Annotated in this window: 24 protein-coding genes and 1 other RNA gene; 1 reads left to right on the plus strand and 24 read right to left on the minus strand. The window is 37.2% G+C overall.

The genetic code is table 11. The features are described 5' to 3' along the window. Positions 1-141: 141 nt before the first annotated feature. The 8 genes from ACTWQB_RS10930 to metG form a co-directional block, all read right to left on the minus strand. Complete coding sequence (locus ACTWQB_RS10930) at positions 142-321, minus strand: small, acid-soluble spore protein, alpha/beta type (RefSeq protein ID WP_054754933.1); 180 nt, start codon at positions 319-321, stop codon at positions 142-144. Between the two features lie 96 nt (positions 322-417). Next, positions 418-672: a biofilm formation stimulator Veg gene (veg, locus tag ACTWQB_RS10935; RefSeq protein WP_054754934.1), complete on the minus strand. Its 255-nt coding sequence runs from the start codon at positions 670-672 to the stop codon at positions 418-420. 196 nt (positions 673-868) lie between these two features. Next, positions 869-1759: a sporulation peptidase YabG gene (gene yabG, locus ACTWQB_RS10940; protein ID WP_443139225.1), complete on the minus strand. Its 891-nt coding sequence runs from the start codon at positions 1757-1759 to the stop codon at positions 869-871. Between the two features lie 62 nt (positions 1760-1821). After that, positions 1822-2700 carry a 16S rRNA (adenine(1518)-N(6)/adenine(1519)-N(6))-dimethyltransferase RsmA gene (gene rsmA / locus ACTWQB_RS10945; RefSeq protein WP_443139226.1) on the minus strand — a complete coding sequence of 293 codons (879 nt, stop codon included), beginning with the start codon at positions 2698-2700 and terminating at the stop codon, positions 1822-1824. Beyond that, entirely contained in the window at positions 2697-3251 is a 555-nt protein-coding gene (gene rnmV / locus ACTWQB_RS10950) for a ribonuclease M5 (RefSeq protein WP_443139227.1), read from the minus strand. Before rnmV ends, rsmA begins: the two co-directional genes overlap by 4 nt. Before the next feature lie 68 nt (positions 3252-3319). Further along, complete coding sequence (locus ACTWQB_RS10955) at positions 3320-4558, minus strand: ubiquitin-like domain-containing protein (protein ID WP_443139228.1); 1239 nt, start codon at positions 4556-4558, stop codon at positions 3320-3322. A gap of 251 nt (positions 4559-4809) precedes the next feature. Continuing rightward, positions 4810-5577 carry a TatD family hydrolase gene (locus ACTWQB_RS10960; RefSeq protein ID WP_443139229.1) on the minus strand — a complete coding sequence of 256 codons (768 nt, stop codon included), beginning with the start codon at positions 5575-5577 and terminating at the stop codon, positions 4810-4812. Between the two features lie 67 nt (positions 5578-5644). Next, on the minus strand, positions 5645-7600 hold the full coding sequence (gene metG / locus ACTWQB_RS10965; protein WP_443139230.1) for a methionine--tRNA ligase: 1956 nt from the start codon (positions 7598-7600) through the stop codon (positions 5645-5647). A 276-nt stretch (positions 7601-7876) separates the two neighbouring features. Here metG and ACTWQB_RS10970 point away from each other — a divergent pair, with 276 nt between their 5' ends. Continuing rightward, positions 7877-8158: an AbrB/MazE/SpoVT family DNA-binding domain-containing protein gene (locus ACTWQB_RS10970; protein ID WP_443139231.1), complete on the plus strand. Its 282-nt coding sequence runs from the start codon at positions 7877-7879 to the stop codon at positions 8156-8158. Between the two features lie 32 nt (positions 8159-8190). Here ACTWQB_RS10970 and rsmI read toward each other — a convergent pair whose 3' ends face one another. The 16 genes from rsmI to ffs form a co-directional block, all read right to left on the minus strand. Then, entirely contained in the window at positions 8191-9066 is an 876-nt protein-coding gene (gene rsmI / locus ACTWQB_RS10975; protein ID WP_443139232.1) for a 16S rRNA (cytidine(1402)-2'-O)-methyltransferase, read from the minus strand. Further along, positions 9041-9823, minus strand: a complete 783-nt coding sequence (locus ACTWQB_RS10980) for a tRNA1(Val) (adenine(37)-N6)-methyltransferase (RefSeq protein WP_443139304.1) — start codon at positions 9821-9823, stop codon at positions 9041-9043. Before ACTWQB_RS10980 ends, rsmI begins: the two co-directional genes overlap by 26 nt. A 145-nt stretch (positions 9824-9968) precedes the next feature. Next, complete coding sequence (locus ACTWQB_RS10985) at positions 9969-10307, minus strand: initiation-control protein YabA (protein WP_443139305.1); 339 nt, start codon at positions 10305-10307, stop codon at positions 9969-9971. Positions 10308-10335: 28 nt separating this feature from the next. After that, on the minus strand, positions 10336-11163 hold the full coding sequence (locus ACTWQB_RS10990; RefSeq protein ID WP_443139233.1) for a PSP1 domain-containing protein: 828 nt from the start codon (positions 11161-11163) through the stop codon (positions 10336-10338). Between the two features lie 10 nt (positions 11164-11173). After that, complete coding sequence (gene holB, locus ACTWQB_RS10995; RefSeq protein ID WP_443139234.1) at positions 11174-12166, minus strand: DNA polymerase III subunit delta'; 993 nt, start codon at positions 12164-12166, stop codon at positions 11174-11176. A gap of 15 nt (positions 12167-12181) precedes the next feature. Then, positions 12182-12622: a YaaR family protein gene (locus ACTWQB_RS11000; protein WP_443139235.1), complete on the minus strand. Its 441-nt coding sequence runs from the start codon at positions 12620-12622 to the stop codon at positions 12182-12184. Between the two features lie 15 nt (positions 12623-12637). Beyond that, positions 12638-12967, minus strand: coding sequence for a cyclic-di-AMP receptor (locus tag ACTWQB_RS11005; protein WP_443139236.1), 330 nt, complete (start codon positions 12965-12967; stop codon positions 12638-12640). A gap of 83 nt (positions 12968-13050) precedes the next feature. After that, positions 13051-13677: a dTMP kinase gene (gene tmk / locus ACTWQB_RS11010; RefSeq protein ID WP_443139237.1), complete on the minus strand. Its 627-nt coding sequence runs from the start codon at positions 13675-13677 to the stop codon at positions 13051-13053. A 12-nt stretch (positions 13678-13689) separates the two neighbouring features. Beyond that, complete coding sequence (locus tag ACTWQB_RS11015) at positions 13690-15108, minus strand: aminotransferase class I/II-fold pyridoxal phosphate-dependent enzyme (protein ID WP_443139238.1); 1419 nt, start codon at positions 15106-15108, stop codon at positions 13690-13692. Positions 15109-15388: 280 nt separating this feature from the next. Beyond that, positions 15389-15580 (minus strand): sigma factor G inhibitor Gin, encoded by a 192-nt coding sequence (locus tag ACTWQB_RS11020; RefSeq protein WP_443139239.1) that lies wholly within the window; start codon positions 15578-15580, stop codon positions 15389-15391. 67 nt (positions 15581-15647) lie between these two features. Beyond that, entirely contained in the window at positions 15648-16136 is a 489-nt protein-coding gene (locus ACTWQB_RS11025; protein ID WP_443139240.1) for a GyrI-like domain-containing protein, read from the minus strand. A gap of 305 nt (positions 16137-16441) precedes the next feature. Next, positions 16442-16708 (minus strand): pro-sigmaK processing inhibitor BofA family protein, encoded by a 267-nt coding sequence (locus ACTWQB_RS11030; protein WP_443139241.1) that lies wholly within the window; start codon positions 16706-16708, stop codon positions 16442-16444. Positions 16709-16786: 78 nt separating this feature from the next. Beyond that, positions 16787-17383, minus strand: coding sequence for a recombination mediator RecR (recR, locus tag ACTWQB_RS11035; protein WP_443139242.1), 597 nt, complete (start codon positions 17381-17383; stop codon positions 16787-16789). A 12-nt stretch (positions 17384-17395) separates the two neighbouring features. Beyond that, on the minus strand, positions 17396-17713 hold the full coding sequence (locus ACTWQB_RS11040; protein ID WP_443139243.1) for a YbaB/EbfC family nucleoid-associated protein: 318 nt from the start codon (positions 17711-17713) through the stop codon (positions 17396-17398). A gap of 31 nt (positions 17714-17744) precedes the next feature. Beyond that, the gene (gene dnaX / locus ACTWQB_RS11045) at positions 17745-19436 is read right to left on the minus strand and encodes a DNA polymerase III subunit gamma/tau (RefSeq protein WP_443139244.1); all 1692 of its coding nucleotides are present in this window, start codon (positions 19434-19436) and stop codon (positions 17745-17747) included. 179 nt (positions 19437-19615) lie between these two features. Next, positions 19616-19883, minus strand: an RNA gene (ffs, locus tag ACTWQB_RS11050) — signal recognition particle sRNA large type. Positions 19884-19956: the final 73 nt, after the last annotated feature.

Raw genomic sequence — 19956 nt, forward strand, 5'->3', positions numbered from 1 at the left:
TTGTTAACGAATCGATCCCAATGATTATGTTTATCAAAAAATATGCGTCTTAGAATATTATCCATACTAAAAAAATACCACAGAACAGCGTTCTATGGCACAATTTTTATACTTTCTTATCTTTTAAAAAAGGATAGGCCATTATGACCTATCCTTTGACATTTGCTCTTGCGCCATCTGTACAGCCCTTTTGACCATATTTCCGGCATCTCGAGACTTAATGCCTCCCCATCCTTCTTTTTGCACCGTGTCGTAAAAACCCAATTCCTTTGCGATCTCTTCTTTCAAACGATCTGACATAATGCCACGTCGTCTTCCCATCGGTTGATCACAACTCCTTTTGTCGTTGTTTACGACACTCTTAGTATATGTAATTGCTAAGAAAAGATATTGGAAATGGATGGGGATCGCTTATTTTTACGCCATCTTGGTGACTTCATCTGTGAAGGTAATTTCAACCGTTTCAGTTAATACGTCCGTATAACTGTATGAAACTCTCTCAAAGTTGTGCTCTTCTTGGTCAAGTTCAACGATAAATACTGAAGGATATGTTTCTGCTAAAACGCCAGAACGTTCGATTGTTTTACGACGTCCTCCGTTTGCTTTTAACGTTAAACGTTCACCAATTCTGTGATCTAATACTTGTTTGATTTCCGCTAAGGTTTTTCCCATTAGACTCCACCTCACTGTATTTAATAATACCACACCAGTCCTCAAAAAGTCAAATAAAGTTAAACATTATATCAACTGGCACGCCGGCATGTCAACAAAATTTTATTCTTTTTTTAATTTTACCTAGTTTTTATAAAACATACATGAATTACCAAAAAACTTTTGTGTGGCTTGGTATAAACCCAACTATGATATACTATTCATCTTTTGACTTTTCGTTCGTAACCGGTAATTCTTTCATGTAAGGAAGTCCAACCCTAAACAAACCTCTCGTCTCTATTCCACCAATCCCTTTCTCTCTTGTGATGGTTTTGCTGACTACATCATAAATATCAACTTTTTCCATAAAAGGCGTATAACCAGCCTTAGCAACCACATAAACTGGGTCAAGGGCATGAATATTAATACGTGTTGGAGAGCTAGCAAAATTAGCTCCTGCTTTAATTAACGATTCAAAATGAGACTGACATGCTCCAGCAAAAATAACAAGTTGATCTAAACTCGGTTGAAACTTTCTGGCCTCTCGAACCGCTTCAACAAAATATTTGCTGTTACGATAGGCTCTAATGTCCTTCTCATCACCTTTTTGTTTTGAGTAAGAGTCGTGACCCGTAATGACTAAAATATCGGGTTGTACTTTCTCCATTAAAATTTTTACCTTCTCTGGCATTTCAGCTTCTTCAACATACATCCCGTGAACTTGAAGCCCTAATCTTTTATAAAGCTGAATACATTTTTTTAAAAAAAGTGAATCCCCATCAATGTGAAGCACTTTGGGACAAATTCTAAATTGTGAGATCGATTGTTCCTTTTCGTGTGTTGGCTGTGAATAATCACGAAATGAGCGTAAATAATAATCTTGACGAAACATTCGATAAGAATGATCTTCGTTGCGCTTCATCTCCTTACGGCGTAGGAAACGATCACTTTCGGTCACTTTCTTTAAATCTTTAAGTGGAGCATCAACTTTCAAGCGAAAATCTTCACCAAATAAAATCGCTTTGTCTTTATGAATATGTTGAACACGAAACAATAAATCATGATTATAAGAATGTCTCGTTACGATGTCACCTTTTTGCCAGTTCATAAAAAAATCCCCTTCTCAAATACCTTCTCTTATACGATATTGAAAAAGGGGCCTAAACGTGCCTACTCACTTAAGATCTTATGACAAACATTTGAAAGAGCCGCAAACTCTTTTATCGACAATGATTCGCCTCTTCGGCTAGGTTCAATTCCGGACTCCTCAAATAGCTGATTAAATTGTTCTTTTGTTATTCTGTTTTTAAATTCGCGTTGCAAGTTATTTTTGATTGTTTTACGACGTTGGCCAAAGCTAGCTTGAACTATTTCAAAAAATAGATCTTCATTTTCTACTTGGACAACTGGCTTTTCTCGTTTAACTAATTGTAAAATGGCTGAATCGACATTAGGTTGAGGGATAAAGCATGTTTTTGGAACTGTCATAACAACTTTTGACTTGGTATAGTACTGGACAGCAATCGACAATGAACCATATTCCTTTGTATTCGGTTCTGCCGCCATTCGATCGGCAACTTCTTTTTGCATCATAACCGTCATTGAATGTATTGGGACGTCTTCTTTTAAAAGCTTCATCAAAATAGGTGTTGTAATGTAATAGGGTAAATTGGCAACTACTTTAATTTGTTCACCATCTTCAACTTTATCGTCTAAGTACTTCTTCAAATTCGCTTCTAAGATATCTTGATGATACACCGTCACATGTTCATACGGAGATAAAGTGTCATTCAACACCTCAATCAAACGTTGATCTATTTCAAATGCATACACATGCTTCGCTTCAAACGCTAAATGCTCTGTTAATGCTCCTATTCCTGGTCCAATTTCAACTGCTATTGTATTTTGGTCCACCCCTGCTTTAGCGACAATTTTCTTTAAAACGTTAGGGTCAATTAAGAAGTTCTGACCAAGACTCTTTTTAAAATTAAGACCGTGTTTTTCCATTATAGCCTTCGTCCGAGTAATTGTTGCGATTGGTTTTGTCACGATGTTTCCTCCTCGATAATGTCTCTCATAGCATCTTCAAATGTATTAGGATCTATTTGAAACATGGATAACCTCTTGGCTAACTGCTTTCCGTTAGCATAGCCAATTTTTAGCTTTTCCCCGAGCTTTTGACGACGTTCTTTAGCATTAGAACCACCAATTAATCCATAATGAACTAAATATGGCTGCCAATCAGTCTCTAACTCTTTCTTCTCCACTAGTTCATAAACTTGGCTTAATGCCTCTCTAACGTCTTCCACACTCGCGTGTTCGATTCCAACTCCATTTTTACCAAGAGCCTTTCGTTTTGGTAAAAAAGCATGCTTACAACCTGGGACATGTTCGTCAATTAATCGACGCAACCGTTCTCCAGGGTAATCAGGGTCGGTAAATATAATGACACCACGTTTTTCTTTCGCGTGTCGGATTTGATTATATACTTGTTGATTAATTGCTGAGCCATTCGTTTCAATCGTATCAGCATCAACGGCTAGTTTTATTTTTACGGTATCATCTCGCCCTTCAACGACGATTACTTCTTGAATTTTCATGATCAAACCTCTCTAAACCAAAAATAAAGGATAATCCTTAGTATACCAGGATTATCCTTAAAGATTAATTACTTCTTAATTCTAACCTGAACGCTACGGTTACCCCAATTGTAAGCCTCAGATTTTGAATCAACTAAAATGTCAATTTTATTACCTTTAATAGCACCGCCAGTATCTAGAGCTATAGCAGTAAAACTGCCACTCGGTGTACGCACTTCTACAATCGACCTAAGTGGAATGACATTAGGATCTACAGCGATAATTCTCATGCCTTGATACGTAATGGTGTTATTAACGTTTACACCTGTTGCTGTATAACCTGAACAGCCGCTACAATTTGCGGTGTATTTAGTTGACCTAAATGTCATCCAATCGCCACTAGAACTTGAGCTAGAGCTTGAATTAGAATCCGAGCTTTTGCTCACTTGCTGAACGGGTTGCTTTGTTCCTTTTGCAACAATCTGGTTAACACTTTCTTTTACAACTTCTTCATCGACTAATTCTCTTGAAACTTCTTCACCGTTTTCCTTAGTCACTTCGTACGTTTCAACTTTTTTACCTTGTTCACCTTTTGTTAGGACTTTACTTTTCCCTTGTAAAAGGTTGGAGTCATTTTTAGTTTCTGTATCATAAGGAATTTCAATTTCTTTTGAAACTTTTTCCTTAGTTACACGTACTATTTCTATAGAACGATTATTTTCGACACGATCGTCTAAGTCGGCATTTAGTCGGTCGTGTTCATTAAGACTAATCTTTAAATCTTTTAATAAATCACCAATAGATTGGTTTGTTACCATAGCCGTTGTTTCTTTACCGCCATCGTTAACGGTAACTTCAAATGCTTTTTGAATTGAAATGGCCAAACCATCTTCTATATCTGTATTTAAATCAACGGATAATTCGTCATGTTCTGAGAGGTTAATTGATTCTTCCTCTAAAAACTGATTGACGTTTTCTGTTGTTGTAAAGTATGTTTCTGTCTGATCGTCAATTGTTACTTGGACTTCTTTGGCTTGAGTATACTCAATCACCATGCCATCCGTTATCTCATCGTCTAGGTCCACGGATAAATCATCGTGTTCAGATACCTCAATACCTAATTCATCCATGACGCCACTAACTTCATTAGCTGTCGTTAATGTACTGACTTCTTCACCGTCTTGAATAACTGAAACTTCAGCGGTGACTGTCTCGAATGCTATGTAACTCACTGTTGCGACAAATACAAAGATAGTCAACAAGGTTAGTAGGATCTTTTTGAAGCTAAATTGCTTCTTTCTTGGGTTAGCACCCCACTTGACGCTCATACATCACGCCTCCTTTTAACTCGCATTTGATTATATGGGTGATTTTATTCAAAGTCAATTGATTCTAAAACTATTTGACTAGTAAACTAGCTTTAGTTCCCTTATTTCCAACGATTTCAGGGATTATTAAGAATTTATTACAAGACCTGAAATAATTGAAATATAAGAAACACGCGCCCATATAAAAGAATCTTGGCCAAACTCTGCCTCTTTTATACGTACGCGTGTTTAATTATTTTTATGTTTAATTTTTACTCGATCGAAAAAAGTTTTTTGGCGTTTTCTGTCGTTTGCCTAGCGACTTCCTCTAGGGAAATCTCCCTAATTTCGGCAATTTTTTCTGCTACCAATTTCACATACGCAGGTTCATTGCGTTTCCCTCGATTTGGGTGCGGAGCTAGAAATGGACAGTCAGTTTCTATTAATAATCTCTCTAACGGAACCTCTTCGGCAACAATTTTAGGGTCTGCTGCATTTTTAAATGTAACAGGACCACCGAGTGAAATATAGAAACCTAATTCTAAACATTCTTCCGCATAGTCAATCACGTCATTGTAGCAGTGCATTATACCGCCACACTCTTGTGCGTTTTCTTCTTTTAGAATTTGCACGATATCTTCTGTCGCCTCACGGTTATGAATAATAATCGGCATATTCACTTTTTTAGCTAGATTAATTTGTTTACGGAACACTTCCTTTTGTACATCGTGCGGTGATTTATCCCAATGGTAGTCAAGCCCCATCTCACCAATGGCAACAACCTTTGGATGTTTACTCAATTCTTCAATCCACTTTAAATCTTCATCTGTCATATCAATTGCATCAACTGGATGCCATCCTACTGCGGCATAAATAAAATCATTTTGTTCCGCAATTTCAATGGCTAGCGGAATGGTTTTTCGATCAAAACCAACAACCACCATATACTCAACGCCCTCATCTAATGCACGTTGAATAACTTCATCTCGATCTTCCATAAATTGATCTGCATTTAAATGCACATGAGTATCAAATAACATTGTGTTCACTCCTAGATTTCTCAAACTTTGAAAAAAGGGCGAATTGCTCCGCCCCATCTTTTCAAAACTATTTTACTTTTGCTCCGTTTGGAAGCGTTTGGTCAATTGATGCTAACGATAAGTTACCATGATCATCCTCACCAGCTAAAATCATACCTTGTGATAGCTCACCACGAAGTTTCACTGGTTTTAGATTAGCTACTAGGACTACTTTTTGACCGACCAGCTCTTCTGGTTGATAGTACTGAGCAATACCTGATACAACTTGACGTTTTTCATTACCCACATCAAGCTGTAACTTTAATAATTTATCTGCTTTCTTAACTTTTTCAGCCTTAACCACTTCAGCTACTCGAAGGTCTACCTTAAAGAAATCATCTATCGTAATTTCATTCGACTCTTCATTCTTTTCTTCAGGCTCCGGTTCTGGTTTCGCTGTTTTCGTCATAATATCTTTAATCGCTTGAACTTCTTGTTCGTTATCAAGACGTGGGAAGATTGGTGTTCCTTTCTTCACAACTTCGCCATTTGTCACCACTCCAAAGTCACTTAGACTGTCCCAGCTTTGAAGGTTTTCATCTTGAATTCCTAACTGATCAAAGATTTTCTTAGGTGTTGATGTTAAGAATGGCTGAAGCATAACCGCAATTTGTCGTAATGATTCAACAAGATGTGCCATTACGTTACCTAAACGAGCTTTCTTAGACTCATCTTTTGCTAATACCCAAGGTTCATTCTCATCAATATATTTATTAGTACGACTTACAAACTGCCATAAAGTTGCTAGTGCTACCGAGAACTCCATGTTTTCCATAGCCTCTTCAACTTCATCTCTTGTTTGTTTTGCTAATTGTTTTAGGTTTTGGTCGTATTCTGTTTCATCTAAGTTAATATTAGGGATTTGACCATCAAAATATTTATTAATCATCGCAACGGTACGATTTAATAAGTTTCCTAAATCATTGGCTAGGTCATAATTCGTACGTTCAACGAAAGCTTCTGGTGTGAAAACTCCATCTGACCCAAATGGCACCTCACGTAATAGGTAGTAACGTAAGGCATCTAAACCATAACGATCAATTAAATCGACTGGGTCTACTACGTTACCCTTAGATTTCGACATCTTACCATCTTTCATTAGTAACCAACCATGTGCAAACACTTTTTTAGGAAGCGGAAGGTCTAATGCCATTAATATGATTGGCCAGTAAATGGTATGGAAGCGAACGATTTCTTTACCAACTAGATGTACGTCTGCTGGCCAATACTTTTGATAACGTTCGTCATTGTCTGTGTTGTAACCTAATGCCGTAATGTAGTTAGTTAAAGCATCAATCCAAATGTAAATAACATGTTTTGGATCACCTGGAACCTTTATACCCCAGTCAACTGTCGTACGAGATACAGCTAAATCTTCTAATCCTGGTTTGATAAAGTTATTTAACATTTCATTTTTACGAGATTCTGGTTGGATGAATTCAGGATTTTCTTCATAGAACTCAACCAAACGGTCTACATATTTACTCATTTTAAAGAAGTAAGATTCTTCTTTTACCTTTTCAACTGGGCGACCACAATCCGGGCAATTACCGTCTTCTAACTGACGATCCGTGAAAAATGACTCACAAGGCGTACAGTACCAACCTTCATACTCGTCTAAATAAATATCACCTTGTTTAACTAGGCGGTCAAAAATCTTCTCAACAACCTCTTTGTGACGATTTTGGGTTGTACGTATGAAATCATCATGTGAGATATCAAGCTTCTCCCAAAGGTCCTGAATACCTGAGACAATGTTGTCCACGTAAGCCTGTGGTGTCACACCATCTTCTTCAGCTTTACGCTGAATCTTCTGTCCGTGTTCATCTGTGCCTGTTAAATACATGACGTCAAAACCTCTCAAACGTTTATAACGTGCCATCGCATCACCAGCGACAGTCGTATAGGCATGACCAATGTGTAAGTTACCACTAGGGTAGTAGATCGGTGTTGTAATATAAAATGTATTTTGTTCTTTCGGCATGGTATAAACCTCCTTAATATGTGGTAGTTTTTTGAAATGTTTTTATTTTCTATTTTTCAGATATTTGGTAAACTAATGTACAGATGCTAGATACTATTGTAACGATATCAATTTATTATTTCCATAAGTAAGGGAAAATTCTGTTGTTACTAGCAATTTTAAAAAGATATTAAAAAATGGTAACAATGGAATAAATTAAATTGACTTCCAAAAAAATCAATGGTAATCTATCATCGTTAAGATAGCGAATTATGATCGAGAGGAGAGAAAAAGATAATGAAATCAACTGGTATTGTAAGAAAGGTAGACGAGTTAGGTCGCGTCGTCATCCCTATCGAGCTTCGCCGTACACTAGACATTAATGTGAAGGATTCGTTAGAAATTTATGTTGATGACGATAAAATTATCCTTAAAAAGTACAAGCCATATATGGCATGTGACATTACTGGGGAAGTCTCTGATTCAAACGAGCCTGTAGGTAATGGCAACATCGTTTTAAGTAAAGAAGGCGCTGAACAGCTAATTAACGAACTTCAAAAGAAATTCAACTTATCATAATGACTAGGGTTACAGCATTTGCTGTAACCTTTTTATTTTTCATGATAGGCTTGATAAATCTCATTTTTAGCTTGCCCACGTTCCTTTGCGACCATTTTAATCGCATCCTTTTTGGACTTTCCTTGATCAACATAGTAGTCTACGTGATCAATTAATGATAGATCTTGCCACCAGTTGTTAACGTCATCTTCAAACTCGATTTTCCCTTCTAATACTATACAAAATTCTCCTCTTAACTCTGCCTCTTCAGATGTCATAAATAGGTTGACCTCTTTTAAAGTTCCGTAAACATACTCCTCGAATTTTTTAGTTAATTCTCTAGCCACCGTCATCTTACGGTTTTCTGAATAGACTTCATGCATCACGGCAATCGTTTGTTTAATCCGGTGCGGTGATTCATAGAAGATTAAAGTGTGATCCGTTTTACCTAATAGTTTTAACACTTCAACAATCTCTTTTTTCTTCCTGGGTAAAAACCCATAAAACGTAAATGATGAAGATGTAATTCCAGAGCCAACAAATGCCGTTAATGCAGCATTAGCGCCTGGTAAAACCGTTACACTAATCCCTTCTTCTCTCACTCGTCTCACTAACTCAAAGCCCGGATCAGAAATAATCGGCATTCCAGCATCACTCACTAACGCAATCATCTCACCATTTTTTAATCGCTCAACTAACTTTTCTTCACGATCAAACTTATTATGTTCGTGGTAACTAATTAAAGGTTTTTCAATTTCAAAGTAATGAAGTAGTTTTTTTGTTTGCCTTGTATCTTCGCAAGCGATCGCGTCAACTTGCTGTAGTGTTTTAACTGCACGGTACGTCATATCATCCAAATTGCCAATAGGAGTTGGGACAATATATAAACGGGGGCTTTCCCCTTTAAAGCTTCGTTGAATTTGAACCATGCAAACGGCTCCCTTCTTCCCCGTAGAGTATTTTAGTAATTTCGGGTGTATAGTTACCATCCTCATCATGTATATAAATCGGCGGGATGATCTTTAAATCAGGCTTTCCGTCTCTCACATATTCAACTAACACGATATTAGATTCCTTGTTTCGTTTCGGATGTACAAATTGAATCCTTTTTGGTTCCAAGTTAAATCGTCTACCAATTTCAATTAATTCCGTTAATCGATTAGGTCTATGAACGAGTGAGACCTTCCCACCTGATTTCACAAGCTCACTACAAGACTTCAACACATCTTCTAACGTGCAGTATATTTCATGTCTTGCGATTGCTAAGTGTTCATTATTGTTACGTTTATCTAAATCCTCAGTTCTAAAATATGGAGGATTACATGTGACTAAATCATAGCGATGGTAGCCTGTCTTTTTCGCTAAGCCTATTAAGTCATCATTCATCAACTTGATTTGATCTTCTAGTTCATTTAATTTAACATTTCGTACCGCCATATCATATAAACGTTCTTGAATTTCAACGCCTGTCATTGGAACTTTAGAGCGTTTTGATAAAAATAGCGGAATTACGCCATTGCCTGTACAGAGGTCCATTATTTTTCCTCTAGTAAAAGGAAGATATGTAAAATGAGCAAGCAAAACTGCGTCAATTGAAAAGGCAAACACTGATTGGCTTTGAATGATTCTGCGTTTATGATCGGCTAACAAATAGTCAATTCGTTCATCGCCTCGTAGTTCTACCATAGTTGCTTTTCCTTCCATTTAAGTTTTTATAATTATATAAAACGAAACACACCGTGCGTCTCTTGACGTCGGTGCGTTCCCCTTAATTTGGTAAAGTTTCAAACTTGAGCTTTAACTTTATTGACAATTAGTTTGTAGTGCGTCCCTAACCGAAGAATTTTAAACAAAAGATACAATCTTCTTCCTCGCGTGGTGAGCCAAAGTACACATGGCAAATATGAAATCCTTCTTCATAGATCCTCGCAAGGTTATCGTATCCTTCTCCAACAGACGCATCGTCAGACTGATTGTTCGAATCCTGTTTCGCACTGTCTTGCTTAGCAGAATCAGGAGTTAAATCATCTAAACGCTGGCGCAAATGATGATTTTCATGCGCGAGCTGATGATTTTCCTCGACAAGTTGAACCAAGTCCTTCTTCAATGCTCCGAAGTCTTCTTGGAGTTCTTGAAATCGTTTTTCTAATAATGAAAACCGTTCTAACATTTCCTTTTTGTTCAAAACATCCACCTCGTTATTCTGTGGCTGGAACAGAAATAGCTCCTTCTTCAATTAGTTCATCTAATGTATATTCAACAACTCGTTCTAACTCAAACAGTTCAACCTGCACTAACATTTCAAGCATATTTAGTCCGACAACTTTACCTTTGCCGTTGTCTGTAAGAATAATCTCACCGATATCTGGAAGTTCACGTTTAGCTTCTTCATATTGGTCGTTTTCATACTTTAAGCAGCACATTAAACGTCCACATAAACCTGAGATCTTAGCCGGATTGAGTGATAAATTTTGATCTTTAGCCATCTTAATGGAAACAGGTTCAAAGTCACCTAAGAACGTTGAACAACAAAGCATACGACCACAAGGACCAATACCACCTAACATTTTAGCCTCATCACGAACACCAATCTGTCTTAACTCAATACGAGTTTTGAAGATCGCAGCCAAATCTTTAACTAGTTCACGGAAATCAACTCTACCTTCAGCCGTAAAATAAAAGATAATTTTATTGCGGTCAAATGTGAATTCCGCCTCAACTAGATTCATATCTAAGTTATGCTGTTTAATTTTATCCTGACAAACTTGAAAAGCTTCCTCAGTCTTTTCTTTGTTTTCGCTAACAGTCAGCTTGTCCTTCTCATCCGCAACGCGAATAACTTTCTTAAGTGGTAAAACAACATCCTCATCATCCACTTGTTTATTGGCAATGACAACTTTACCAAATTCAACCCCTCTTACTGTTTCTACGATGACATAGTCTTCGGTAGTCATCTGTATTTCACAAGGGTCAAAGTAATATATTTTACCCGCTTTTTTAAAGCGAACACCAATTACTTCTACCAAAACGTTCACCTCACCTTTGTAACTTAAGGATTAAATATTCCATTGCTAATGTCGGATGTACGTTTTGTGCTAGTTTTCTTCTTGTATTTAAAATTTCATAAATTAAACTTTTGGCTTCCGACAACGATACGACATAATGGAACTTCTCCAAGCGATCTAATTGGTCAATTAAAACGATGGAGTCTCGTTTATCTAAATGGAGCGAAACGATGTCTTGGAACCAAACGAGTAATAGCTCCAGTCCATATCCCATTGACTCTCGCCCCTGAAAATGTTTTAAATAAGCTTGATGTAACTCAAGGTAACCTTCCTCACTTGAATTCATAACCTTATCCATTAATTGTACCACTATTTTTCTAGCTTCGGCAAACCAATCATCTTCATGTAACTCGAGTGCTTCATTAATGTTCAGCTTCATGGCTGCAAATAGTTTCGAAGTTGACTCAGGCAACCCTTTTTCTATTAACTGTTGGTATAAATGATCATCCGTTAAGCTATGAAACTGAATTCTTTGGCACCTTGAAATAATCGTATCAAGCATCTGTCCTATTTGATCAGTTAATAGTATAGCTACTGTCTCACGACTCGGTTCTTCTAAAAACTTTAACAACCGATTAGAGGCATTTACCGTCATTTTTTCCGCTTCTCGTATCACATATACTTTTTGATTCGACTCAAGACCTGTGTATGTAAATTCTTTTTGTAAATATTCGATTTGTTCCTTTTTAATAGACTGACCATCTGGCTCGATCCAATGTAAGTCAGGGTGATTACCGGATTGAATTCTTTTACACGAGTTACACTCATAGCAAGGGTCCGGTTCATCCTCACGTTTATTTTCACAAAAATATCTCATCGCAAATAAGAGACTGGCTTCGTGCTTACCAGTCCCTGGAGGCCCATGAAATAAATAGGCATGAGCTATTCGATCTCTTATGATGCTGTTTTGTAACATTTTCATTGCGACCGGTTGAGAAGCTTTGAGTTCAACCCAAGACGTCATAGTTATTCACCCAATCTATGCCTGTAAATTAAGCAAAAGACCTTTAATCTCTCCAATTACGTCTAAAATTTCAATAGAAGATTTTTGCTCGTCTAGTAAATCATCCGTAAGTTGAATAAGATGGTCGTCTATTTGCTTAATGACTGTTAAATTTTGTTGCTGCCCATTCATACTCCAGTTTCTCGATTGCTCCAATGATAAGCCATTATGAACAGCTTCATCAATAAACTGACGGACCATTCGCTTATACCTGGCAAGGTCTTGAAACGAACGGAATCGGGCAACCTTTTCTCCTTGTGCTGTTAAGTCTTTCATAAACTGTTGTAACTGAGCCTCTTGAAGCTTTCCTTTTTCTTGGTTAACAGTTTGCTGAAAGGACACATTAGAACCTTTTCGTTGTTGCGCTTGGATTTTTGATGGGTCTAAGTTTGATTTGATTTCCTGATTAATTTTCATACGATGCGCACCTCTTTAAAAATGATGGAATGCATCAACTGGTAAGACGAAAACAGTTGCTCCTCCAACTTCAACCTTAACTGGCTTTGGAATATATGAATCAGCGTTGCCACCCATTGGTGAAATTGGTGCCACCATCTGCTCACGCTTACTACAGTTATCACGAATAATGTTAAGCGCAGCATCAACGTAATCATCTTCTACCCCGATCATTAGTGTCGTATTACCTTCCTTAAGAAAACCACCGCTAGATGCTAGTTTTGTTGTTTTGAAGTCTTTTTCAGTTAAAGCATCCTGCAAGCGATTTACATCTTTATCTTGTACGACAGCAAGGATTAGTTTCATCCTTTTCCTCCTTCAAACGTCTTTTATACTATTATTATAACAAGTTGTCTGACGATTTAGCAGTAATTTGGTTAAAAAACTAATTATTTAAGATAACCTTTAATGATGTTTAAACATTCTTGTTGAACTGTTTCTTGAGCTTTCTCTGCATCGACAACTTTTATACGTTCTGTAAACTTCTCTTTTAGAATATTATAGGCTTCTGCCACTTTTTCGTGAAACGAAAGCTTCTCTAAGTCTAGTCGATTTTGTTCACGACCTTTGTTATCTGTAATTCTTTTCAGGCCAACCTTTGGGTCTAGCTCGAAAAGAATCGTTACATCTGGCATGCATTCATCAATGGCAAATTCATTAATCTGATAAACTTCATCAATTCCTAAACCGCGTGCGTAACCTTGGTAAGCTAAACTACTGTCAATAAAACGATCGCAAAGTACAACAGCTCCTCGATCTAATGCAGGCACGACTTTTTCAACTAAGTGCTGTCTTCTGGCCGCAGCATAAAGTAATGCCTCTGTTTTACCATCCATCGAAGTATGATTTTTATCTAAAATGACTTCACGAATCTTCTCGGCAATTTCAATTCCACCAGGTTCGCGAGTCTGTATAACGTCATAACCTTTCTTTTCTAACTCATTGTAAACATATGATAAAACGGAAGTCTTTCCCGCGCCTTCAACCCCTTCAAAGGTAATAAATAATCCACTCACAACCATAACCCCTTAACTTGTTAAAATTTCTATACCTTTTGTTAAGTCTTTTCCTGAATACTGAATATATTGCCCCTGACTTAACATTTGTTGAACCGTATCAACATGATTAGACTGTATTGTTTCTCCTTTTAATAATAAAGGAATGCCCGGTGGGTAAGGAACGATCGATTCAGCTGCAATGTTACCTACAGCTTCACCCCACTTCACCCATGTCGGACGTAATTGTTTTAAATCAAAATAACTATATTCAAACTCATTTATATTGTTTTGTTCCATTTGTATTGTATCATGTTTAAGGTTTTTCTCGAGCTTTAATTCTATACTTTTAAGTTCATCAAGCCAATTTAACTTGATCCGTCGATGGTCGAGTCCAGCAATTAATAACATTTGGTTATTTTGAATCATCTCAGGATAAACTTGTAGTTGATGTAAGATGGCTTCCACCTTTGTTACGTCCATTTGTTCTGAAGTTATCGTAATCTTCAATGGGTCATCAACTTGAGATTTTATAGGTAAAGCTTTTAACCAAACTACTTCATTTACCTTTTCCCTTATTTGCTCAACTCTCTGAACCGTTAATTCTATGTCATTTTCACTTAGTTGAGAAGCATAGCGTCTAGCTAAATCAAGTGATGCCATAATAGGATAAGATGGACTACTTGATTGAAGCATTTGCAGGTAATTTTTAACTGTTTCATATGAAACATTTGAATGTTGTATATGTAAAAAGGAACCCATTGTCATGGCTGGTAAAGTCTTATGAGCGGAATGAACAACTATGTCAGCTCCTGCCTCTAATGCTGATTTCGGAAACTGATCCGTCAAAGGAAAATGGGCACCGTGAGCTTCATCGACTAACACCGGTATGTGATGGTGATGAGCTACTTTAACCATTGATTCAAGGTCATATGTCGTCCCAAAATAATCTGGATAAGATAACACAAGAGCTTTTGCGTTAGGATTTGCATGAACTGCTTGAACAACATCTTCAACAGCTACGTCCGAGTAGCGTTCAGTTCTCATATCATATCTTGGTGATATGAATATCGGTTTTGCACCTGCTAATTCCAATGCATTAAACACGGATTTATGACTATTCCTTTGAACAATAATAGCATCACCTGGCTGACAAACACTTAAGATCATCGCAAGGTTTCCAACAGTCGATCCATTCACAAGAAAAAAAGTATGTTTCGATTTGTATAGCTCGGTTGCTAATAGCTCGGCCTGTTGTATAACCCCTTCAGGTTGGTGTAAGTCATCTAACCCTGAAAGTTCTGTTAGGTCATAAGGTAGTAGACTTCGAAATGCCTTGGCATTAGTGTCAAATACTTGGCCGTTTTTATGTCCAGGAACGTGGTAAGAAATTGGTTTTTGATTAACATGTTGTTGTAAAGCCTCGAATAATGGCGCTTGATTCTGATTCATGTTTACTCTCCTCTAGAGACTATCAAGTTAAGTATATTGTATCGTTCATTTGAATAATGTAAAAGGCACTCTCAACAAACAGTTTACAAGCACTCCCCTGCTGTTTAACGACACATGACTCTATTTCATGTGCGCTTCTTCGCTCCAGAGCGACTTTTCAGCTCATTTCGATTACATTTTGTTTCTCTAGAGCGACAAACCGACACATTTCACGAACACTTACTTGCTGTTTAGTAACAAATAAAAAAAGAGCGTCAATCGGCGCCCTTTTAGAAGTTTATTATTGAATTAATAGATTAGAAACCTGACTGCGTTTTAAACGATCGACATAATACTGATAACGTTCATCTTGCGGGTCCGTTTCTATCATATCTTTCTCACAACTCGTACAAATAAATGATATAAGTAAATAAATTCCGTCTTCTTTCCACTCTTCGCAAATCTTACATTGCTTCATAGATTTTTGTGCCAAGTTCCCCACCTCCATCAACTAGGATGGACAAGGAAATCTAGTTTTATACTTAAATCTATGAAAAAATTTAAGATTTCTTCACTACAGGAATATAAATTTCAAAATGTGGGTCATTCGGATCCTGATCTGCTGGGTAATACTCATGTTTGATTGGCATATAAGGGTCATAATAGGTAACGTTTTCTTCCTTTAGTGCTTCGTAATCACTATCATGTAACCAGTTATGTAGTTTTGTATATGTTTGAACAATATCCTCACCCTTATGATGCTTCGTGCACATATACGTCCACTCTGGCACCTGTATCTCTACCATACCCTTTGGAACTTTTTGATCTTCATTTACTTCATACGCTGAATAATGTGCAAACCCATTCTCTACAACGTGATGAGATAATCCTAGCTGAATATCAGGATTAGTAGCACCGTCTAATTCATTTACCCTCGATTTCATCTCAGCAATGACTTCTTTTAGCTTTGGTATCTCTTGGAACGTCCCTTCCCACTTTAAACCCACTGCACGGTATCCTGGTTTCGAAACAATTTTATAATCCGGCATTTCTCCATCTCCTATAAATATACTCATATAAATGGTTCGACATTCTAGTTCATTTTCCTTTGTTAAATCGGAGAATATCCTATAAATCGGCTTCAATGTCTTATAAATTAAAACGAATACCCATTTTCGACAAAATTCAATTCCGCATTTTGGTGACAAACGCTTCATAAACTGTTTCTGATGCCCTATAAACATTTAAGCTTAATAAAAATGCTCGTTATTTCATGTATAAAATGGACGCCATAGTTTAATTGTATGTTTTTAACAAATAAAAAACCACAGACAAATGCCTGCGGTTCTCAATGCTATGGAATAATCATTAAATGAATTAGGATTAATGCTCCAACACCAAAGAGCCCTAAAAACCCTGCTATTGCTGATGTGATGAGATTGATAGGAATGTGAAGTCCAAACATCGCTCCAAACACATTAGCAAAGAAAATAAACAATGCACCTATAACAACCTTTAAAACTCCATATGAAGTCCAACGCATAATTTTTAAAGGTCGTCCGAAGAAAAGCAGTAAAACCATAATCGCAACAATGGTTAAAATGACGACTATTGGATCCATACCGAAACTCCTTTCACTTGTCCTACTTCAACTTATGCAATTAATAGTCATAGTAGAACTAAAAGAGGTAAGTTTCGGCTATAAATAACGCCTTCCTTCAAGTGCTTTTGATAACGTCACTTCATCAGCATATTCTAGATCCCCACCAACCGGAAGACCATGAGCAATACGAGAAATACGAATTCCTGATGGTTTCACTAGACGGGAAATATACATTGCCGTTGCTTCACCTTCTACATTTGGATTCGTTGCTAAAATAAGTTCTTCCACTTCATCATCTTTTAATCGTTCAATTAATGCTGAAACATTAATATCTTCTGGTCCAATACCATCCATTGGTGATATAGCCCCATGAAGAACATGGTATTTTCCTTGGAAATCTTTCATCTTCTCCATCGCAATGACGTCTTTTGGATCTTGAACAACACAAATTACAGAACCATCTCGCGCAGTATCATCACAGATACGGCAAGGGTCTGTATCCGTTATATGTCCACACACACTACAATGCGTGAGTTCTCGTTTCGCATTGACTAAGTTCTTTGCAAAGTCTAACACGTCATCTTCTTTCATATTCAACACAAAAAAAGCCAGGCGAACTGCCGTTTTTGGCCCTATACCTGGCAATTTTGTAAAACTGTCAACCAGCTTGGAGATTGGTTCAGGATAATACATGGTGCAAGCCTCCTAGAAACCTGGTATATTCATTCCCTGTGTAAACTGTCCCATTTTATCATTTGTTGTTTGATCAACTTGACTTAATACATCGTTTGTTGCTGCAATAATTAAGTCTTGAAGCATATCAACATCATCAGGATCTACTACTTCTTCATTTATCTCAATATCAGTAATTTCTTTCTTACCATTAGCAATTACCTTAACCATGCCACCACCTGCAGTTGCTTCGAATGTCATTTCATGAAGCTCTTCTTGAGCCTTCATCATTTTTTTTTGCATTTTTTGCATCTGTTTCATCATGTTATTCATGTTTCCCATACCTTTCATAATAGAAACCTCCTATATTTTAATCTAAAAGTTATTCTTTTATTTCTAACAACTCATCGCCAACTAACTTCCTAGCTTCAGAGATAAAAGGGTCTTCTTCTTGAGTAGACTCTTGTTCCTCAGCATCTTCTGATGTCTGTTGTTGGTTTAAAAAATCTTCCCTAATGGCTTGCCATTCTGTATCAGGGATTGGAATAATCGTTAGTCTCTTTCCAATGTATTCAGCTAAAGCATTTTCGATCATTTCTTGATTTTCCAACACTAAAGCACAATGAATTTCATACTTAAACGAAAGGATTAAAGATTTTGAAGAAGAAGCCCTTGGTGTACTATCTACTAACTTCGCACGAGCTGGTGGGCTCGTTTTCTTAAGTCCATCCATGAAAGCTGCCCAATTTGACTTCACATTTCTTAAATCGTCTTTCGTCGCCTCTGATAATGTATGGCGTACTTTTTCATAAGGTACTTTATACGTATTACTTCTAGATTTTGGTGCTTTACGCTTTTGAGCTGCTGGTTCTTGTGGTTGAGCTTGAACACCTTGTTCTTTAAGTTTGTTAAGTTCTTTTTCTAACTGAGCAATCTGTTGAACTAATTCAGTAGATACTGAGCTTTGATTGTTTGAAACTTGTTTAGATTGTAGTTCCTGTATATTTAATAGAGCGATTTCTAATAAAACTTTCGGACTGTTCGTCCACTTCATATCCTGTTGAGTTTGATTCAAGATATCAATGGCTTGCTCTAACCAGTGATTAGATAGTTGACTTGCAATCGTCTTGAACTGTTCATCTGGGATTGCTCGTACCAACACATCTTCCATGTTATCTTCACTTGTATACATATAGAGATCACGTAAAAAGTGTATAAAATCAAAAACAAACCTATTCGGATCTTTTCCTTCTTGCATACTTTCTTCTAACCCATTAAGGGCCTGCTTTGCTTCACCACTGTTCAATGATTCCACCATGGAAAGTAATCTTTCCTGTGATATAGAACCTGTAACAGCTAGAACATCATCCATATTAATATGAAGATCATCACTATAAGCGATTGCCTGGTCAAGTAAACTCAAAGCATCACGCATACCACCCTCAGCTGTCAGTGCAACATGAATAAGCGCGTGTTCATCATATTGGATATTCTCTTCATCTAATATATGTTTAATTCGCTCAACAATGACTTGATGAGTGATTCGCTTAAAATCAAAACGCTGACAACGAGATATAATCGTTAGCGGAATTTTATGTGGTTCTGTTGTTGCTAAAATAAATATCACGTGTTTTGGTGGTTCTTCAAGGGTTTTAAGTAACGCATTAAATGCCCCTTGTGATAACATATGAACCTCATCTATGATATAAACTTTATAATCCACAGCACTTGGAGCATATTTAACCTTATCTCGAATTTCACGAATGTCGTCTACACCATTGTTTGACGCAGCATCAATTTCGATAATATCTGAGACAGATCCATCCTGTATGCCTCGACAGGCCTCACACTCTCCACAAGGTTCCTTTACTGGTGCTTGTTTGCAATTTATGGCTTTTGCGAAGATTTTCGCTGCACTTGTTTTACCAGTACCTCTTGGGCCTGAAAACAAATAAGCATGCGCCACCTTTTGCTGTACCATTGCATTTTGCAAGGTTCTAGTAATATGTACTTGTCCGACGACATCTTCAAATTTCTGTGGTCGCCACACACGATATAAAGCCTGATATGCCATGGACAAACTTCTCCTTTAAGGTTTCTTCTTCATTATAACCGATTAAGAAGTATGATTTCAAAATTAATTGTGTACTGTAAAGAAACTTTGTAGGCAATAAACAATGGTAAATGAGTGAGAAAATCACTTAGAAAAGCTAACTCTTGAGGAGTTTTGAGGAAAGTTCTTAAAATATGTAACTGTGCACCTATCTTCGATGAAGTGATTCATAAGCGTTACGTAAGATCACAGCTCGATCTAGGCTACCCTACGACACACAAGAATGACCGCTTACTGCTGCTTCCTTCCGGACCTGACAGGGTTCACGGGTTCTCGTTGCATAGGACCCAGATGTCAACACTGCTCACTTACGGCAGACCTTAAAATCACTTCACCTCAGATAGGCATTCAGCCCCACTTTAGCGGATTGTGGGTTACAGGGCACCGCTACCTCCCCACCTAGCACAGCAATTATAAGTATAGTATTTTTTACGGTAAAATGCAATAATCATTTGATTCCATATTATGTAACTGGTAATCA

It is taken from the genome of Piscibacillus sp. B03, assembly GCF_052246295.1.
In the GTDB taxonomy this organism is placed as follows: Bacteria; Bacillota; Bacilli; order Bacillales; family Alkalibacillaceae; genus Piscibacillus.

Excerpts from the sequence above, each read along its gene's own strand:
- ACTWQB_RS10930 (WP_054754933.1), bottom strand. The coding sequence starts at position 321 with ATGGGAAGACGACGTGGCATTATGTCAGATCGTTTGAAAGAAGAGATC.
- veg (WP_054754934.1), bottom strand. The coding sequence starts at position 672 with ATGGGAAAAACCTTAGCGGAAATCAAACAAGTATTAGATCACAGAATT.
- yabG (WP_443139225.1), bottom strand. The coding sequence starts at position 1,759 with ATGAACTGGCAAAAAGGTGACATCGTAACGAGACATTCTTATAATCAT.
- rnmV (WP_443139227.1), bottom strand. The coding sequence starts at position 3,251 with ATGAAAATTCAAGAAGTAATCGTCGTTGAAGGGCGAGATGATACCGTA.
- ACTWQB_RS10955 (WP_443139228.1), bottom strand. The coding sequence starts at position 4,558 with ATGAGCGTCAAGTGGGGTGCTAACCCAAGAAAGAAGCAATTTAGCTTC.
- ACTWQB_RS10960 (WP_443139229.1), bottom strand. The coding sequence starts at position 5,577 with ATGTTATTTGATACTCATGTGCATTTAAATGCAGATCAATTTATGGAA.
- metG (WP_443139230.1), bottom strand. The coding sequence starts at position 7,600 with ATGCCGAAAGAACAAAATACATTTTATATTACAACACCGATCTACTAC.
- ACTWQB_RS10970 (WP_443139231.1), top strand. The coding sequence starts at position 7,877 with ATGAAATCAACTGGTATTGTAAGAAAGGTAGACGAGTTAGGTCGCGTC.
- rsmI (WP_443139232.1), bottom strand. The coding sequence starts at position 9,066 with ATGGTTCAAATTCAACGAAGCTTTAAAGGGGAAAGCCCCCGTTTATAT.
- ACTWQB_RS10980 (WP_443139304.1), bottom strand. The coding sequence starts at position 9,823 with ATGGTAGAACTACGAGGCGATGAACGAATTGACTATTTGTTAGCCGAT.
- ACTWQB_RS10985 (WP_443139305.1), bottom strand. The coding sequence starts at position 10,307 with ATGTTAGAACGGTTTTCATTATTAGAAAAACGATTTCAAGAACTCCAA.
- holB (WP_443139234.1), bottom strand. The coding sequence starts at position 12,166 with ATGACGTCTTGGGTTGAACTCAAAGCTTCTCAACCGGTCGCAATGAAA.
- ACTWQB_RS11000 (WP_443139235.1), bottom strand. The coding sequence starts at position 12,622 with ATGAAAATTAATCAGGAAATCAAATCAAACTTAGACCCATCAAAAATC.
- ACTWQB_RS11005 (WP_443139236.1), bottom strand. The coding sequence starts at position 12,967 with ATGAAACTAATCCTTGCTGTCGTACAAGATAAAGATGTAAATCGCTTG.
- ACTWQB_RS11015 (WP_443139238.1), bottom strand. The coding sequence starts at position 15,108 with ATGAATCAGAATCAAGCGCCATTATTCGAGGCTTTACAACAACATGTT.
- ACTWQB_RS11025 (WP_443139240.1), bottom strand. The coding sequence starts at position 16,136 with ATGCCGGATTATAAAATTGTTTCGAAACCAGGATACCGTGCAGTGGGT.
- ACTWQB_RS11030 (WP_443139241.1), bottom strand. The coding sequence starts at position 16,708 with ATGGATCCAATAGTCGTCATTTTAACCATTGTTGCGATTATGGTTTTA.
- recR (WP_443139242.1), bottom strand. The coding sequence starts at position 17,383 with ATGTATTATCCTGAACCAATCTCCAAGCTGGTTGACAGTTTTACAAAA.
- ACTWQB_RS11040 (WP_443139243.1), bottom strand. The coding sequence starts at position 17,713 with ATGAAAGGTATGGGAAACATGAATAACATGATGAAACAGATGCAAAAA.
- dnaX (WP_443139244.1), bottom strand. The coding sequence starts at position 19,436 with ATGGCATATCAGGCTTTATATCGTGTGTGGCGACCACAGAAATTTGAA.